Below are 17,450 nucleotides of genomic sequence, written 5' to 3' on the forward strand. Positions count from 1 at the left end.
CGAGCGGCGCGATCTGGCGGCTTGCGTTCAGGCCGCCATCGCCCGGCAGCTGGCCCGCGAAGGGAATGGTCACCACGCCCTCGGTGGCCCAGAGCCCTTTTCCCTGAATCGGCACGTGCGGAAAAAGAGAGCGAAGCTGCGCGGCCCAGCCGGCGGATGACGAAGATGCTGAGGGCCGGCAGCAAGCCCAGGAAGAACAGCACCCGCCAGGCGTACTCCTTGGGCAGCAGCAAGGCCGCGATGGTGGCCGCCAGCGCGGCAACACCCCAGCCAAGCAGCAGCGGAGAGACGGACCACTGCGCCGCACCGTGCGCGATGGCATCGCCCACATGGGTTGCGAGCAGCATTTCCTTGAGGCCGCCGCCCGCACCGAGGATCAGGATCACAACGGCACCGGGCGCCACGCTCTTGCCGAGCAGCTTCTGGATCTGAGCCAGCGACAACCCGCTGCGCACACCTAGCGACCAGATGGCAAACAGCACGGCAATCAGCAACGAGACGATGGGGTCGCCGACCGTTTCCAGCATTTCGCGTGCGAACGTGCCGGTGGGCGCGAAGCCTCGGCCGAAGGTCCGGATCATCATCAGTACGGGCGGCAGCAGGACCGTTGCCAGCACGAGGCCGAACGGAGGAACCGGACGCGCTTCCCTGCTGACGTCCGCAGCGGCGGCGCCGGGGTTGAACATACCCTCTCCAGGCGTCACGGGCAGAAAGCGCATCGCAAACGCGGTGAAGACCGGCCCGGAGAGAATCGCCATCGGCACCGCGATCACCAGCCCGTAGAAAATCGTGCGGCCGGCGTCGGCATGAAGCGCCGCCAAAGCCAGCGTGGGCGACGGATGCGGTGGCAAGAGCCCGTGCGAGACATACAGGCCGGCGGCCATCGGAATGCCGATCGCGAGCAGCGGGCTCCTGGTGCGGTTGGCTATAGCGTAGACGAGCGGCACGAGCATCACGAAGCTGACATCGAAGAGATGAGGCAGACCGATCAGCAGCGACGCCGCGCAAATTGCCGCTGGAATCCAGCGTTTCGAGCCGAGGCCAATAAACGTATTTGCAATGCGGTCCGCGCCGCCCGACTCGAGCAACAGGCCACCGAGCATGGTGCCGAGCCCCACCACGAGACCGACCGAACTCAATATGGAGCCGAAGCCCTTCTCGAAGCTCCTGATTACAGCCGTCGGCGCCAGTCCCGCCGATACACCCAGAAACGCCGATGCAAGAATGAGCGCCAGGAAGGGATGCAACTTGACGCGAGTGATGAGCAGGATCAGCAGGACGAGCGTGATGACGGGTGCGACCAGAGGGTGAAGCATCGACTGCATTGAGGGTCCCGAGTCAGGCAAATCGCCGGTTTTTGAGATGATGGGTAGAGAGTAACTAAATTTTGGTATACCAAATAAGATGGTATTTACCCTATCATCAGTGATTGCCCGAGGAGCGATTTGAACTGTTTTAGGGCCGGTCGAATAAATTGTTAATGAATATATTCAATTACTTATATTATTTTTCGAAACGATTTTCTTATGAATAAACTGGTGTCATGTCCACTTCTAACTTGCGGATAGACCACGACGTGAAACATTCTCGTTATTTTGGTATACCACTTAAGTTACACCAAACACGATGCGTTTTCGTCCACTCCGTGATTCCGGAAACGTCCCGCTGCTAAGATGACGGCTGGTTGCTCGCATGCTCGACGCTTTGCATTCAGGTACAACATGACGCTGGAACAGGAAGACGAAAACGACATCCCCGCGGGCATCGACCCGGTCGACGAACTGCTCTCCCAGCAGATCGCGCAGCGCCTGCGCACGTTGATTGCCACGGACGAACTCAAGCCGGGCGAGCGCCTGCGCGAGCGCACGCTCGCGGAACGGCTGCAGGTGTCGCGCACGCCGTTGCGGGAAGCATTGAAGGAACTGGCGGGAGATGGACTCGTAGTGGTGTTGCCCAAGCGCGGCGCCGTGGTGGCCGATCTCGGCGCGCAGCAGATCAGCGAGAAACTCGATGTGCTCGGCGTGATCGAGGCGTTCGGCGGCGAGCGGGCCTGCAGTCTCGCAACGGAAAACGAACTGGCGGAAATCCGCGCGTTGCACCATGAGATGCATGCGGCCTATGAGCGGCGCGACCGGTTAACCTACTTCAACCTGAATCAGGCGATACACAAGAGCATCATTGCTGCGGCGAAGAACGAGACGCTTCAGCAAATGCACGAGCGGCTGAACCGCCAGTTGTATCGATACCGGTTTCAGGGAAGCGTGACGTCCGAGACCTGGCATACCGCCATCGACGAGCACGAGGTCATCATCAAGCTGCTGTCCGCGCGACGCGGCAAAGAGCTGGGCGAGTTCCTGCAGCGCCACGTGCATAGCACCTGGGAACAGCTTGCGCCCGCGGAAAATGACGGAGCACCGGTCGCGGCGGGGAAGTTGTCGGTGGCTTGACTGGAAGTCGGGATGCCAATGGAACCGATTGCTCGCGGCTCGCCGAGTGACGCATCTTTCTATCTTCAAGCCGGCCGATACAACCGCTTGATGAATTGAATGCTTGTCATGCATTGGACATGCCCAATAAGGTTCGCCGCGCCAGCCTGCGCGCTTACGGTCTTTCCTCAGGCGCCAGATGCGAGCGCAGCATGATCGCCAGCGGAAAGATCGCCAACGCGGTCAGAGCCGTGGCGAAAGTGGCGCCGTGTACGCCGATCCGGTCGCCAAGAAAACCATAGATGACCGGTGAGATCGCACCGGACGCTATCGTTCCCGTATAGAACAACGCGAAGGCGCGCTCAGTGCGCTCGGGAGCCGCCATTTCCGGAACTGTTCCATAAAGCACGGAAGACGTTCCGTTGAGCATCATGCCCAGGAACGGCAGCAGCACCATGGTAAGCGCCAGTGGCAAAAACATCACCGCGACGATGCAGGCTGCCGTGCCGCCCTCGGTGATCAGCACCGTGCCTATCACTCCCAAGCGTGCGCCAAGCCAGCCGCAAGCGAACTTGCCGGCAGCACCACCTATGAAGACCAGTGCCAGCGCGGTCCCCACCATCGACGGTGAGACGCCTTTTGCCTTGAGCAAGAACGGCAAGAAAGTGAGCAGGCCCATGCGCACGGCTGTATCGAGCACGCCAATCGCGAGCAACATCGGAAAGCCCGTTCCCGCATTTCTGCGCCCGTGGCCGGGTGCATCGGCGTCCACGGGCGCGGCGCGTGGTATCGACGGGAAAAACAGCGCGATGACTGCAGCAATCACGCAGCCCAATGCGGACACGATCCACAACGCATGACGCCACGGCATCATGGTCACGAGCAGCGAAATGGCAGCCGGCAGCGCCGATTTGCCGAGGTCTCCGGAGAAATTGTAGATGCTAAGCGCTCCTCTGGCATTGCGACCGTAGGTACGCGAGACCGCGCCCGAGGCGATCGGGTGTTGCGTGCTCGAGCCGCTGCCCGAAATCGCCAAGGCCACGCACAGGCCGAGCAGGCCGCCCGACATGCCGGCAACCGCATAGCCGAGCGCGGCCAACAACGTGCCGAGGGCCAGCGTGGCCCGGCTGCCCAGCCACTGCGCCAGGCGTCCGGCCGGCAATTGGAGCGTGGCCATCGTGCCGGCATAGATACCGCGCAGGATCGCAAGGGCCGCAAAATCAAGATCAAAGTCCGTCTGCCAGACAGGGAGCAACGCGTAGATCATGTCGGTGTAGCCATCGTGCATGGCGTGAGCGACACATGACAGCCATAGCACGCGCGACTTTGACGGCGCGAGCGGCTGGCCGGCTGAATCAACTTGGTGTGCGGGCGACGGGGAAAAAACGGGAAAGCGCATAACAATCCTCTTGTTGCCAGGCGACCCGCCAAGGCGAGGTGCCGTGGCGCGTTCTGGCTCCATATGGCAATTTTATGTCCGGACAATCGTGCATTCAATTGAGCTAATATCGCGTCAACGGAGAGAAAAAGTCACGTCATGGCTAGAGACACAGATCCTGCGAAGGACCGGGACAAGCTGCCGCCGCTCAACGGGTTGCGCAACTTCGAAGCGGTAGCCCGGCACGGCAGCTTTGCCGGCGCCGCGACTGAATTGCACGTCACGCACTGGGCCGTCGGAAAGCAGATCAGGATGCTGGAAGACTGGTTCGGCTTGCCGCTGTTCGAGCGCCGTCCGCGCGGCGTGGTCCTTACTGACGAAGGCGCTGCGCTCCTGAACGATGTGACCACCGCGTTCGAGCGCCTGGGCAGCGCGGCGGCGCGCCTGCGCCACGACGAATTTACGCGCCGGGTGTCGGGCATCGTGCGTGTGAACGTGCTGGCGAGTTTCGCGCTGTGCTGGCTGCTGCCGCGCCTCGCAGACTTTCAGGCGCGTTTCCCGGACATCGAGGTGCGGGTGTCGACCACGTCGCGCAAGTTGCGCTATATCGGCGGTGCGTTCGACATCGGGGTTCGCTCCGGACCCGAGCAAGGCGCCGGCGTCGTGTCGCGCACGCTGATGGCCGACTTGCGTCTGCCCGCCTGCAGCCCTGCACTGCTGCGCCAGCGCCCGATAAAAGCCGTGGCAGACCTGCGCCATCAAACCCTGCTGCATTCCGCCAGCACACGCACAGCATGGGCGCACTGGCTTCGGGAAGCCGGTGCGCCCGACCTGCGGGCCGCCGGTCATGCCGAGTTCGACCACGTGAACCTCCAGCTTGCCGCCGCCGTGGAGGGCCTGGGGGTAACGCTGGCGTCGCTGCCGCTGATAGGGCGTGACATTGCTTCAGGGCGCCTCGTGTGTCCGATTGCGGCGCCGACGTGGCGCGCCCCCGACTACACGCTGGTGGTCAATGCCGATCGCGTCGGCGATGACGCCGTCATGGCATTCGAGCAATGGATCACGCTGATGGCCAGCCGGGAGGCCGGACCGTTCGAGCCAGCTTAGGTCCGCGCGTTGCGCGGCGAACACTCATGCGCTGCCGGTACCGTCCGCTTCATCGCGATAATGCTTTGACGCTTCAAGCAGCCAGTCCCGAAAGGCGCGAATTGCCGGCGATGCCTGCTTCTGCTCCGGCACGACGAAATAATAGTCTTTGGCACCCGGCACCAGCATCTCCCAGGGCACGGTCAACGCGCCAGCGGCAAGCTCCCCCTGAACATAGGTGCGCGGCGCCAGCGCGACGCCAACCCTTGCGCGAGCGGCTTCGATCAACAACGCATACATGCTGAAGCGCGGGCCGCGCAACGCCTTCGAATTCGGCGCACCCGCCAGCTCGAACCATCGGGACCAGGCTTCGGGCCTGCCCGTCTTGTGCATGAGCACAAAATCGAAGAGATCAGAGGGGCCGCCGCACTTCAGTCCGCCGATCAGGTCGGGACTGCACACGGGAATCAGCTCTTCGGTGAAAAGATAGGTCGTGGTTGCATTCGCCCAGACGGGGTGGTCGAAATGGATGGTGGCGTCGAACGCCTCTTCGGAAAACAGAAACGGTTCTTCACGCGCGGTGACGTTGATGGTGATATCTGGATGGAGGGTCGAAAACTCCCCCAGACGCGGCATCAGCCACTTCAGCGCGAACGTTGGCAGCACCGCCAGCTCGAGCGCGATACGCCCCGTGTCGTAGCCCATCGCGAGCGTCGTGTCCATCTCGAGCTTGTCGAGACTTTGCTGCACGAGAGCACTGTAGGTCTTTCCTGCATCGGTGAGTTGAAGACGGCGCTTGACGCGACTGAAGAGCTGAACTGCGAGGTAATCCTCCAGCAGTGCAATCTTTCTGCTGACCGCGCTCTCGGTCACAGCCAATTCGTCTGCTGCACGGGTAAAACTCAGATGACGCGCCGCGGATTCGAACGCAATCAACATGCTGGTGCTCGGAATTTTTCTGCGCATTGCTTCCCTGCCGGATGGTCTCGTCGACAAGGCCGTTGCGCAAGCACGCAGTCGATAAAGACGAACCCCGTGACGATGGTGACCGAGTCGCCCAATGTACCGATCAAGTTTACACCAGTCGGCGAGGCGGCCCGGTTACCCGAGTCGCCGAGCCTGTCTCGGACCGACGCATGGCTGTGCTCGCGCGATGAGCACGCATCTCGCCTACTGCTTGGCGAAGGTGCAACTGCCCTTCGCTATCGACGGATACGCTTCGTTACCCGGAACGACCTCTCTCACGTTGTAGTAATCCCAAGGTTTCTTCGACTCGGCCGGCGTCTTCACCTGCATCAGGTACATGTCGTGCACGAGCAGACCGTCCTTGCGGATCACGCCGTTTTTCGTGTACATGTCGTTGACGGGCGTCTCTTCCATCTTCTTGATGACAGTCGCCGAGTCATCGGTTCCAGTCGCCTTGATGGCTTCGAGGTAGTGCAGCGTCGACGAGTAATCGGCTGCCTGGATCGCCGAGGGCATCTTGCCCATGCGCTTGTAGAAGCGCGCAGACCATTTGCGCGTCTCGTCGTTGAGATCCCAGTACCAGCCCTCAGTGATGTACAAGCCTTGAGCGGTGTTCAGGCCGAGCGCATGGACGTCCGTGATCAGCACGAGCAATCCGGCGAGTTGCTGCTTGCCCGCGCCGAGCAGGCCGAACTCGCGCGCCGACTTGATTGCGTTGATCGTGTCCGAGCCTGCATTCGCCAGGCCGATGATCTTCGCGTGGCTCCCCTGCGCCTGCACCATGAACGACGAGAAATCCGACGCGTTGAACGGGTGCTTGACCGAGCCCACGACCTTGCCGCCGTTCGCCGTGATGACGGCAGAGGTATCGCTTTGCAGCGAATAACCGAACGAATAGTCGGCCGTGAGGAAAAACCAGGTGTCGCCGCCCTGCTTGACGATGTACTTGCCCGCGACGTTTGCAAGCGACGCGGTGTCGTGGTTGTAGTGCAGGCTGTAAGGCGTGCAGTCCTCGTTGGTGATGCGCGTGGTTCCCGCGCCCGTGACGATCGCGATGCGTTTTTTATCGTTGGCGATCTTGATGGTCGCGAGCGCCGTTGCCGAGCCGGAATTGTCGGCGAGCATGTCCACGTGCTTCTGGTCGATCCATTCGCGCGCAGTGCTCGCGGCAATGTCGGCCTTGTTCTGGTGATCCGCCGAGATGACCTCGATCGGCTTGCCGTTCACCTTGCCGCCGAAGTCTTCCACCGCCATCTTGACTGCTTCCACGGCGCCCTTGCCGGCGAAATCCGAAAACGTGCCGCTCATGTCGGTCAGCACGCCAATGCGCACGACATCGTCGGAAATTCCCGGCTGCTGTGCAATGGCTGCCGCGCTGAAGAGCCCAAGTGCAGCCGTACTCAACGCCGCCCCGATCACGCAATGTTTCCTTACCGCTTTCATCTTAGTCTCCGTTGATTCTTGCTCGCCTCGCAGGGCGCTCTTATGTCGGATGTTCCACGCTTTCAACCGGCGCCTGGACGCTACGTCCCGTTCGCCGACGCATGTGCCGAAGAACGCGCCGCAGCATGTTCGCCCGCGATCTTGCCGAACACGGCGCCGCGCATCACGGACGTCGCGCCGGTGTACACCTGGTAGTAAAGTCCGGCCGCCTCACCTGCTGCATAAAGACCGGGGATTGGACGGCCGTCGGCGTCGATGACCTGTGCGCTCGTGTTCGTCTTCACGCCGCCGTAGGTGAAGCAGATGCCCGGAATGATCGGATACGCGAAGAATGGCCCCGTGCCGATCGGACGCGACCAGTTCGACTTCGGAATCTCGAGGCCTTGTGTCGCGAGCCCGTCGACTTCGAGCGGCGAGAATCTGCCTTCAGGACAGGCGGCGTTGTACTCGCGGACAGTCTTCATGAACGCGTCCACCGGCAGCTCGCAGGCTTCGGCCAACGCTTCGAGAGACTCGGCCTGGATCACAGGCTGGTCGGTCCGGATGCTGCGCTTCCAGTTCGGCACGTCGTCGATGCGCTTGTCGAACACCACATACACCTTGCCCTTCGGCTGCTCGCCGAACGCCCGGGAGATGTGGTCGTAGTGAACATCGACAGGACCAGGGGCTTCGTCGACGAAGCGCTTTCCAAGCAGGTTGATCAGGATACCGTAGGGAAAATTCATGACCAGCGCTTCGGTCGCGCCTGAACGCGGGTCAAGCGGCTCCGCATGATAAGAGCCAAAATCTCCGGCGGGCGCTGCACCAGCCGCGAGCGCCATCTGGATGCCCTCGCCCTTGTTGTAGTAGCCGCCGCGCGCAACCGGCCGCACGAACCTTGCCGCTTGTCCGAGATAACGCGTCATCATTTCCGGATTGCCCTGGAAACCGCCCGACGCAACGATCACGGAGCGCGCATCGAACGCAAGCGCCTGGCCTTCGGGCCCGGTCGCCTGGAGGCTCATGTCACCATGGCTGTTTTCACGCGCGAGATGGCGCGCCGTGGTGCGGTAAAACACTTCCACACCAAGCTTCTTCGCCTGCACGAGCAGCGCTTCGATCATTGCGAGGCCTCCGCCGACGGGCATCAGCCGCGGCGCTGCGGCTGTGACGAAGTAAGTCGGCAAGGTATCGAAGCGAATGCCGAACGTGCGCAGCCAGGCTACCGTGGGGCCCGCATGGCTCGACAATGCGAACACCAGTTCCGGGTCCGGCATGCCGTGCGCCTTCACATAGGGCGGCCATGTTGCGTACTCTCCGCCCATTGCTTCGACGATATTCGGATCGAGGTTGTCCCCCGCATTCGAGATGAGGCGTTCTTCGAAGTCATCGCTCACTTCGCTTTCGCTCTTCATCCGGAAGTACGCCTCGGTCCAGCGCGTGTTGCCGCCGTATTCCTCTTCGTTCGCGCGCTCGACAATCGCCACCTTCGCACCCGCGTTCGCTGCCGCCACCGCCGCCGACAAACCTGCTATGCCGCTGCCGATCACCACTACGTCGAAGCGTTGCTGCCCGTTCGTCTTATCCATTGCTGTCTCCCTCTCCATCGTTCGTGCGAGACGTCCCGCGTGGGAAGTCCGGCCTGCTCAGTGCGACTTCGCCAACGCTCAATACTTGCGGACGAACGGATCAGGCATGTCGAGATCCGTTGAGATCCATACGCTCTTGGTCTCGAGATATTCCTTCACTGCCTCAATCCCGCCTTCCCGGCCAATACCGCTATGCTTGTAGCCGCCGAACGGCGTCGTGAAACTCGTCGACCGGTAGTTGTTCACCCACACGGTGCCGGCCTTGAGGCGCTCGGACATGTACATCGCGCGGTGCAGGCTCTTTGTCCACACACCAGATGCAAGGCCGAAGCGGATATCGTTGGCGATGCGGATTGCATCTTCCTCGTCCCTGAACTTGATCACCGAGAGCACCGGTCCGAAGACTTCCTCCTGCGCGATGCGCATGCTGTTGTCCACATCGACGAAGATGGTCGGCTCAACGAACTGGCCGGCGCCGAAACCTTCGCCCGAACGCGAATTGCCGCCGAACACGCAGCGCGCGCCCTCCGCTTTCGCAATGCCGATGTACTCCATGACCTTGTCGAACTGCGGCCTGGTCGCGACCGGTCCTACCTGCACGTCGGGCAGCGACGGATCGCCGAGCTTCGCCTTGCTGCTGATCGCTATCAGGCGCTCGACGAATTCGTCATGGATGCTTTCCTGAAGCAGCAGGCGCGAGCCCGCCATGCAGGTCTGACCGCCTGCGGAGAAAATGCCGGTGATCACGCCGTTGGCCGCGCGGGTGAGATCGGCGTCATCGAAGATGATGTTGGGGGACTTGCCGCCCAGTTCGAGCGAGACGCGCTTGAAGTGCTGTGCGCCGAGCACGTTGACGGCCTTGCCTCCCGCATCGCCGCCGGTGAACGCAATGCGTGCGACCTTCGGGTGAATCACGAGCGGCTCACCCACTTCCTTGCCGAAGCCAGTCAGCACGTTGAACACGCCTGGCGGGAAACCGGCTTCCACAAAGAGCTTTGCAAGTTCGAAGAGCGAGGCCGAGGTGTATTCGGACGGCTTTGCGATCACCGTATTCCCGGCGCACAAAGCGGGTGCCAGCTTCCAGGCGGTGAGCAACAGCGAGGAGTTCCACGGCGTGATGGTCGCCACCACGCCGAGCGGCTCATAGCGGGTGTAGTTGAATACCTTCGGCTTGTCCATGGGGATGACGGCGCCCTGGATCTTGTCCGCGAGGCCGCCATAGTAGTAGAAGTATTTCGCCATGTAGCGGACCTGCCCGCCTACTTCGCTGCGCAGCTTGCCGTTATCCCGGCTTTCGACTTCGGTCAGCGTGTCCGCATGCTTTTCGATGAGCGCGCCGAGCTTGTGCAGCAGCAGGCCGCGATCCGTCGCCGACATGTGGCCCCACGGACCATCGAGTGCGGCCGAGGCGGCCTCGACCGCACGGCTCACATCCGCTTCATTCGCGCGTGGAATCTCCGCCCACGGTTCACCCGAAAATGGATCGAGCGAGTCGAACCACGTATCGCTCGCCGGGTCGACCCATTCGTTGTTGATGAACAGTTGATATCGTTGAACCATGCTTCGACTCCTGTAAATGCCATTGGATGTGCAGCGATCCGTTCGGACCTTGCGAAAATTATGGCTATCTACAGAGGTCTGCAACAAGCGACGTTTAGTACTGACATGATTCCGAAATGGCATTCATCGAAATGCCCGGAGTGATTTTTGGAGGGCGCAGGCGGCCTTTCTGGATCGCTGTAACGCTTTCCCGTAGGGGCTTGAGAACATTTCGCACTCGCCAGTCACATCTTCGGTGAAATGACGAAACCTTACCAACCGGCATGACCCACGCCTATGGGCATGCTCGGGGAAACACCTAGCTTTCTCATGAAATCCGCGACGAATACGACGAGCAATCCCGTCTATTCGAAGAAAAGCCGCGCATGCCACCAGATTTAATCTCGTGCTTGTATCGCATACAATACGTATACCGATACGTTCTCGAGCGCTGAAAAAATTGACATCGTCATTACAAACGAATCCAGAGAAACTGGGCGAACTGGCGTACCAGACTTTGCGCCGGATGATTCTCGACAAGGCCTTGCGCAGTGGCGGCGCAGTCGTCGAGGGACGCCTTGCCGAAGAGCTCAACATTTCCCGCACGCCCATGCGCGAAGCACTGCTGCGTCTCGAAGGCGAAGGGTTGCTGGCAAGAGCGGGAGCCCGCTCGTATTCGGTGCGGTTCGTCAGTGCCCAGGAATATTTCCAGGCCATGAAAGTGCGCGAGCTGCTGGAAGCGGAAGCAATCGGCCTTGCGATCGGCAAGATCGAGAAAAAGCTGATCCAGCAGTTGATCAAGAAGGTCAAGGCGCTGCGCAGCGGTCACCAGGAACAGGAGCACTGGCAAGTCGACGATCAAGTCCACACCATGATGGCGCAGGCGAGCGGCAATGACGTGCTCGCCCGTACCATTGAAGTCGTGCGCACGAACAGCCGCCTGTTCGAACTGACCACGCCGTTCAATCGCATTGAAGAAGACCGCGCAGAACATCTCGCGATCCTCGAAGCTTATCTGGCCGACAACACCGAAGCGGCTCGCGCAGCGGTTCGCACGCATCTGCAGAATCTGCGCCGCTACGTCCTCGACCGTTTGAGTCAGGACAGCGGCGCGTGATCAGTCATGCTGGCGCGAGAAGATCCGCAAGCGCGAGCGCGATGGTCTTCGTCGCCACGCGAAGGTCTTCGAGCGCCACACGCTCGTCTGCGCGATGCCCGTTCGCCTCGAGCAGCGTGCGCGGTCCCGCGCCGTAGATGACAGTGGGAACACCGGCCTCGCAGTACAGCCGGGCGTCGGTATAAAGCGGCACGCCCTCGGTCGGGATATCGCGGGAAAGCGTTTGCCGGGCGGCGCGTTGCAACGCCGCCGACAAGCGCTCTGCACCCTCGATCGCCCGCAACGGCGACGTGACGAGGATTTCGCGGACATCGACTGAAATCCCCTCGTATCCCGCAACCGATGCCTCGATCAACGCGGTGAGCTGCGGCACGACAGCGCGCGACGTCTCCTCGGGAATCACCCGGCGATCAAGGCGCAACGTCACCTTGTCGGGCACGACATTCGTATTGATCCCCCCTTCTATCAGCCCGACCACGAGCGTCGGATGCTCGATCCCCTCTGTAGCCGAGCGGATCAGTTTCAACGCTTCCCGGTGTTTGTACAGCGCGTTGAGCACGGCCGTTGCAGCTTCGAGGGCATCGTGCCCGGTGTCGGGGCGCGCGGCGTGCGCGGACTTGCCGCGCACGGTCACTTCCAGATGGATCGCGCCGTTGTGCGCGGTCGTGATCGCATAAGAGAATCCCGCGCAGATCGCATAATCAGGCTTGACGATACCTTGCGCAAGCAACCATGCCGGACCGATCAGGCCGCCGCTCTCTTCGTCGTAGGTGAGGTGCAACTCGACGGTGCCGGCAAGCGTCGCATGACTGTCGATCAACGCCTTCAACGCAAACGCATAAGTCGCGAAATCCGACTTCGATACCGCCGCGCCGCGCCCGATCATCCAGCCATCGCGGATTTCGGCGCCGTATGGATCGGCGCTCCAGCCATCGCCGGGAGGCACCACGTCGCCATGCGCATTCAGCGCGATCACAGGGCCGTCGCCAAAGCGATGCCGTACCACGAGATTCGTCGCGCTGATCATGCCGGCGCGCGTCACATCGGCTTGCGGTACGGGGTGGCGTTCAACCTTGAAGCCGAATGATTCCAGCGCGAGCGCGGCCATTTCGGCGTGTCCGGCGCAGTCGCCGGGCGGGTTGTCGGAAGGCTTGCGTACGAGCGCAGAGAGAAACGAAACTTCATGGTCGAAGTGCTGGTCGATCTGCGCAAGCAGCGCCGCGTTGAGAGTGTCTGAGCTCATGTTGTCTGGCGAAGGTGCATGGGTAAGGGACGCAATAACTATCAATGGCGCAGTATCTTGCTCACGAATTCCCGCGTGCGGGTTTCTCGTGGTGTATCGAAGATTTCCTTCGGGGATCCTGTTTCTATCACGTGGCCACCGGCCATGAATACGACTTTCGACGATACCTCGCGCACGAAACTCATTTCATGCGACACGATAAACAGCGTGATGCCCTCCAGCGCCAGCGCGCGAATGGTATCGAGCACTTCGTTGACGAGTTCGGGGTCGAGCGCGGCGGTGACTTCGTCGAGGAACAACACGTTGGGTTTGAGCGCAAGCGCGCGCGCAATCGCGACACGCTGCTGCTGCCCGCCCGACAGCTCGTCGGGATAGGCCTTGAGCCTGTGGCCAAGCCCCACGCGCGTGAGCAGGCGGACCGCGTTTTCCTCGACTTCCTGCTTCGGCCAGCGCTTGATCTTGAGCGGCGTGATCATCACGTTCTCGAGCACGGTCATGTTCTGAAACAGGTTGTATTGCTGGAACACGATTGCGATCTCGGCCCGCAACGCGCGCACGGTCGTCTTGTCGGCATAGTTCACGAGTTGCCCATTGATGCGAACCGTGCCGTGCTCCGGCGGCAACAACCCCATCAGCACTCGCAGCAAGGTGCTCTTGCCCGAGCCCGACGGCCCGATCAAGCTCACGATCTCCCCTTTCTCCACCGAGAGATTGATACGCTCGAGCACGGTATGCGGTCCGTACGAAGCCTTCAGATCAACGATTTCGAGTTGCGGCAAGTTTTCTCTCCAGACGTTTGCCGATCCGTGAAAGCGGATATGACAGTGCAAAATAAAGGACCAGCACGGTGCCGTACACAAGCCACGAAGAAAAGCCCTTGTTCGTAAGCACTTTTCCCGCCGAAGTCAGCTCCATCACGCTGATCTGCGACGCGAGCGCAGTGTCCTTGATGAACATGACAAAAAAGCCAAAGGTTGGGGGCACCACGACGCGCCATGCCTGCGGCACGATCACGAATCGCAACGTTTCGAAGAACGAGAAGTTCAGCGTCAGTGCCGCGTCCCATTGGTTTTTGTGTACCGACTCGAGCCCGCTGCGGATGATTTCGCCGAGATACGCAGATGCAATCAGGCACACGCTCACCAGCGCCACGGCAAACGTGGACAGCTTCGCACCGGAAGACTGGCTGGCGTAGAACACCAGCATGAGAGTCACGAGAAACGGTACGCGCCGAAACAGGAAGCAGTAGGCGAAGGCGATCCATCGCAAGGGGGCGGCCGCGCGCGCACGCGTCACGCGAATGACCGCGACGACGAAGCCGACCGAAAATCCCGCCAGACACCCGATTGCCGAGAGCACGAAGGTCGCGGCCAGACCCTGGGCCAGCAGGAGCAGGTTGTAATAGGAAAAAAGCTGCGCTATTTCGGCCTGTGGAGAAGCGAACATCAGAAGACCTTGATTTTGGCGCGGCACAGGTGCCGTCCGATCATCACCAGGGCGAAAGTGGCGATCAGTGTAATAACGATGTACAAGAGCGCAGCGACGCTGAACGACTCGACTGACAGATACGTCTGCGAACTCAGGTTAAAGGTGCGCCCGGTGAGTTCCTCGACACCGAAGACGGACGCCATGGACGTCCCGAGCGTCATCACGATGAACTGATTTGAGAGCGGCGCAAACATGACCTTCATGACGTGAGGAACGATGACGTAGCGCACGATCTGCGCGGTCGAAAAGCCGAGCACTTCGGCTGCCTCCACCTCCATGTGCCTCACCGATTCAAAGCCTGCACGCTGGATCTCGCAGAGATATGCGCCGGCATTGAAGGTCGCGCCAATCAGAACGGCGGTGAACGGCGACAAGGTCACGCCGATTTCCGGCAATGCGAAAAACAGAAAGAAAATCTGGACGAGCTGCGGTGTGTTGGTCGCAAAAATCACATACCCGCGAACGATGCCGCGCAGCCACGGCGTGCCATAACGCAGCATGGCGGCGCAGACGAGGCCGATCGCCATGCCCATCGCGAACGCGAGCACGGCGATCTGCAGGCTCAGCCACGCGCCGCCAAGCAGATAAGGCCATTGATGAACAATGGGTGCAAAATTCAGGGACATCGAAGAACTGCTCCAGCGTTTGTTGAATTGCGGCTGCGCGTATGGTTGCCGATAAACCCGTGGATCAAACGCCGGTCATTCGCGCAGCAGGCTCAATTCATTGGGCCGCGGGTGCCGCGGTCGGATCGTGCAGCATGGCGCTACCGAACCACTTCTTCCAGCTCGCGGCTACAAAGCCGTTCTTCTGCAGCGTGCCGATTTCCATGTTGAGCCGCTGCGTCAGCGCGGTATTGCCCTTCTGCACGCCTATGCAGTCGTAGTCCACTTCAATGGGTGCATCGACGACACGCCATTTCGTCGGATAGTTCTTCGTATAGCTCAACATGAAGTCGAGCACGTCGATCAGCGCATCGGCCCGGCCCTGGGCAATCGCGCGAACGGCGTCCGGATAGTTGTCGAGGATCAGCAATTGCGCCTTCGGCAACTTCTCCTGGATCAACTGGATCGGCGTCGTGCCGCGCACCTGAACCAGCCGCACCGCCGGATCGTTCAACTGCGTCCAGTCCTTGTACGGCTTGCCTTCGGTCGTGAGTACGCCAAGCACTTCGGTGTTCACCGGATCGGTGAAGTCGATCACCTTCAGCCGGTCGGCGTTGCGGGTCATGCCGCCCATCACAGCATCGATCTTGTCGGTCATCAGATACGGCACGCGGTCGTTCGAGCCGACCGGGACGATCTCCAGCTTCACGCCGAGCGAATCCGCGATCTTCCGGGCAATCGTCACATCGAATCCGTCGATGTTGTTCTTCGCGTCATAGGTGCCGAGCGGCGGCAGGTTCGGGTTGATGCCGAACACAATCTTCTTGGACGCAAGGATCTCATCCAGCGAACGTGCCGAAGCGTTGATCGAGCCAAGCAGCGCGAAGGCAGCAAGGCCCGCGGCAAATACCCGGCTAAAGACAATCCTGGATTTCATGCGGTAACTCCGTCATCGGTTCGAAATGGGTGAAGGGCAGAAAGGACACTGCCGGGCAATACCAGCGCGTGGTTCGGGAAAATTCCGGACCGCTTTATTTTGGTCGTTTTGCGTATACGCATCGTATACGTTAGTATCAAAACATCGACGAAATTAGTTGTCAAGCAAGGCTCTGCAATGCGCACCGACGAAACCCCTCCCCTCATTCAGACGCACGAACGCATGAGCGCGGCGGCTGTCACGTTGACGTTTTGCGGCCAGCCGGTAAGCGCACACGCCGGTGCGAGCGTGGCGGCGGCGCTCTTTGCGGCGGGCATCAGGACGCTGCGAAACAGCCCGCGCAACGGCGCACCGCGTGGCATGTTCTGCGCAATGGGCTCGTGCCAGGAATGCCTTGTCATGATCGGCACGACGCGCTCGCTCGCATGCAAGACCACGGTCGCTGAAGGAATGTGCGTCGAGCAGGTGCCGGAGGCCGGCGCGGATGAATAGCTTCGACGTACTTGTAATAGGCGGTGGTCCCGCTGGCGTGCATGCTGCGCTGGCGGCGGCATCGTCGGGACTCGAGGTCGCGCTCTTCGATGAAAACGCCGCCGCCGGCGGTCAGGTGTATCGCGCGCCGAGCGTGGCCGATCACGCTGAGACACATGACAGCCGGGCCGGCGATGCCCTGCGCCACGCCTTGAACAACAGCGCAGTGACCGTTTTCTTCGGACATACCGTGTGGGCGGTGACGGGCGATTACCGCGTGGATGCGTCAGGTCCGTCCGGTCCTGTTCATTGCACGGGGCGCGCATTGATCGTGGCGTCCGGCACCACCGAGCGTGTCGTGCCGTTCAAAGGCTGGACCACGCCGGGCGTGATCGGACTCGCCGCCGCGACGATCCTGCTCAAGTCGCAAGGCATGGCCCCGGGCAGCACCACGCTGGTCGCCGGATGCGGACCTCTGTTGGCCGCGGTTGCCGCCAAGACGATCGACATTGGTGGCAAGGTCGAAGCAATCGTGGATATTGCGGGGCCGCTCGACTGGGCGCGTGCGCTGCCTGCCATGGTCTCGCGGCCGGATCTCATGCGTGAAGGTTTCGACTGGTGGCGCACCATCCGGCGTGCGGGCGTCCCGATATATTCGCGCCATACGATTGTCGAAGTGAACGGCGACGGCAGCGACCTGATGGCGACGCTCGCACCGTGCGATGCCGCCGGACGTCCGGTCGACGGGCCGCGCCGCATGGTAAGCGCCGATTGCGTCACGGTGGGGCATGGGCTGACGCCATCGACCGAAATCACGCGGCTCTTGCGGGCGAAGCATCGCTATTCCCGGGATGCGGGTGGCTGGATAGCGCAGGCGGACGGGGATGGACGGACATCGCGGGATCGCCTCTATGTTGCCGGCGATGGTGCTGGCATTGCCGGGGCGGCTGCGGCAATCCATCACGGTACGCTGGCAGGACTTGCCTGCGCGCTGGACCTGGCCACCGGAAAAACGCAGCCGCCTGATTCAGAACTCGACAACGCCCGCCGCTCCCATGCGAAATCCGCGCGCTTTGGCCGCTCGATGTCGCGGATGATGGCACTGCGCCACGGTCACATCGACAGCATTGGACCGGACGTGATCGTGTGCCGATGCGAAGACGTGACGCGCGGCGAGATCGAT

General features: G+C 61.3%; 16 protein-coding genes. 5 read left to right on the forward strand and 11 right to left on the reverse strand.

All coding sequences use genetic code 11. The features are described from left to right. Positions 1–1,325 (reverse strand): SLC13 family permease (locus ACFFAR_RS06755; protein ID WP_375507674.1); only part of this gene is annotated, 1,325 nt, incomplete at its 3' end. A gap of 396 nt (positions 1,326–1,721) precedes the next feature. Between ACFFAR_RS06755 and ACFFAR_RS06760 the strand changes: the two genes are divergently transcribed. Beyond that, complete coding sequence (locus tag ACFFAR_RS06760; protein ID WP_083637578.1) at positions 1,722–2,447, forward strand: GntR family transcriptional regulator; 726 nt, start codon at positions 1,722–1,724, stop codon at positions 2,445–2,447. 154 nt (positions 2,448–2,601) lie between these two features. On the opposite strand, the gene ACFFAR_RS06765 is transcribed toward ACFFAR_RS06760, so the two are convergent. Then, on the reverse strand, positions 2,602–3,825 hold the full coding sequence (locus tag ACFFAR_RS06765) for an MFS transporter (RefSeq protein ID WP_174363166.1): 1,224 nt from the start codon (positions 3,823–3,825) through the stop codon (positions 2,602–2,604). A gap of 138 nt (positions 3,826–3,963) precedes the next feature. Between ACFFAR_RS06765 and ACFFAR_RS06770 the strand changes: the two genes are divergently transcribed. Further along, positions 3,964–4,911: a LysR substrate-binding domain-containing protein gene (locus ACFFAR_RS06770; RefSeq protein WP_174363165.1), complete on the forward strand. Its 948-nt coding sequence runs from the start codon at positions 3,964–3,966 to the stop codon at positions 4,909–4,911. A 24-nt stretch (positions 4,912–4,935) separates the two neighbouring features. Here ACFFAR_RS06770 and ACFFAR_RS06775 read toward each other — a convergent pair whose 3' ends face one another. The 4 genes from ACFFAR_RS06775 to ACFFAR_RS06790 all read right to left on the reverse strand — a co-directional run bounded on the left by ACFFAR_RS06775 (position 4,936) and on the right by ACFFAR_RS06790 (position 10,427). Then, positions 4,936–5,829, reverse strand: a complete 894-nt coding sequence (locus ACFFAR_RS06775) for a LysR substrate-binding domain-containing protein (RefSeq protein ID WP_375507675.1) — start codon at positions 5,827–5,829, stop codon at positions 4,936–4,938. 231 nt (positions 5,830–6,060) lie between these two features. Continuing rightward, positions 6,061–7,299, reverse strand: a complete 1,239-nt coding sequence (locus ACFFAR_RS06780; protein ID WP_062001756.1) for an ABC transporter substrate-binding protein — start codon at positions 7,297–7,299, stop codon at positions 6,061–6,063. A gap of 80 nt (positions 7,300–7,379) precedes the next feature. Continuing rightward, a complete protein-coding gene (locus ACFFAR_RS06785; RefSeq protein ID WP_174363163.1) occupies positions 7,380–8,867 on the reverse strand; it encodes an FAD-dependent oxidoreductase in 1,488 nt (495 codons plus the stop codon). Between the two features lie 78 nt (positions 8,868–8,945). Beyond that, positions 8,946–10,427 carry an aldehyde dehydrogenase gene (locus ACFFAR_RS06790; protein ID WP_375507676.1) on the reverse strand — a complete coding sequence of 494 codons (1,482 nt, stop codon included), beginning with the start codon at positions 10,425–10,427 and terminating at the stop codon, positions 8,946–8,948. Positions 10,428–10,866: 439 nt separating this feature from the next. On the opposite strand from ACFFAR_RS06790, the gene ACFFAR_RS06795 reads away from it, so the two are divergent. Further along, positions 10,867–11,523 (forward strand): FCD domain-containing protein, encoded by a 657-nt coding sequence (locus ACFFAR_RS06795; protein ID WP_174363632.1) that lies wholly within the window; start codon positions 10,867–10,869, stop codon positions 11,521–11,523. A gap of 4 nt (positions 11,524–11,527) precedes the next feature. Here the strand turns inward: ACFFAR_RS06795 and ACFFAR_RS06800 are convergent, their stop codons facing one another. The 5 genes from ACFFAR_RS06800 to ACFFAR_RS06820 form a co-directional block, all read right to left on the reverse strand. Then, positions 11,528–12,766 carry an ArgE/DapE family deacylase gene (locus tag ACFFAR_RS06800; RefSeq protein WP_375507677.1) on the reverse strand — a complete coding sequence of 413 codons (1,239 nt, stop codon included), beginning with the start codon at positions 12,764–12,766 and terminating at the stop codon, positions 11,528–11,530. Positions 12,767–12,807: 41 nt separating this feature from the next. Beyond that, positions 12,808–13,545 carry an amino acid ABC transporter ATP-binding protein gene (locus tag ACFFAR_RS06805; RefSeq protein ID WP_062001751.1) on the reverse strand — a complete coding sequence of 246 codons (738 nt, stop codon included), beginning with the start codon at positions 13,543–13,545 and terminating at the stop codon, positions 12,808–12,810. Continuing rightward, on the reverse strand, positions 13,523–14,212 hold the full coding sequence (locus ACFFAR_RS06810) for an ABC transporter permease subunit (protein WP_174363630.1): 690 nt from the start codon (positions 14,210–14,212) through the stop codon (positions 13,523–13,525). Before ACFFAR_RS06810 ends, ACFFAR_RS06805 begins: the two co-directional genes overlap by 23 nt. Continuing rightward, positions 14,212–14,880: an amino acid ABC transporter permease gene (locus tag ACFFAR_RS06815; RefSeq protein WP_075357488.1), complete on the reverse strand. Its 669-nt coding sequence runs from the start codon at positions 14,878–14,880 to the stop codon at positions 14,212–14,214. Before ACFFAR_RS06815 ends, ACFFAR_RS06810 begins: the two co-directional genes overlap by 1 nt. Positions 14,881–14,977: 97 nt before the next feature. Continuing rightward, positions 14,978–15,796 carry a transporter substrate-binding domain-containing protein gene (locus ACFFAR_RS06820; protein WP_174363629.1) on the reverse strand — a complete coding sequence of 273 codons (819 nt, stop codon included), beginning with the start codon at positions 15,794–15,796 and terminating at the stop codon, positions 14,978–14,980. A gap of 177 nt (positions 15,797–15,973) precedes the next feature. Here ACFFAR_RS06820 and ACFFAR_RS06825 point away from each other — a divergent pair, with 177 nt between their 5' ends. Beyond that, a complete protein-coding gene (locus tag ACFFAR_RS06825) occupies positions 15,974–16,288 on the forward strand; it encodes a 2Fe-2S iron-sulfur cluster-binding protein (protein WP_375507678.1) in 315 nt (104 codons plus the stop codon). After that, positions 16,281–17,450, forward strand: a 1,170-nt coding sequence (locus tag ACFFAR_RS06830; protein WP_174363628.1) for an FAD-dependent oxidoreductase, incomplete at its 3' end; no start/stop codon positions are given. The genes ACFFAR_RS06825 and ACFFAR_RS06830, both read left to right, overlap by 8 nt.

The organism is uncultured Caballeronia sp., assembly GCF_964243625.1.
GTDB lineage: Bacteria > Pseudomonadota > Gammaproteobacteria > Burkholderiales > Burkholderiaceae > Caballeronia.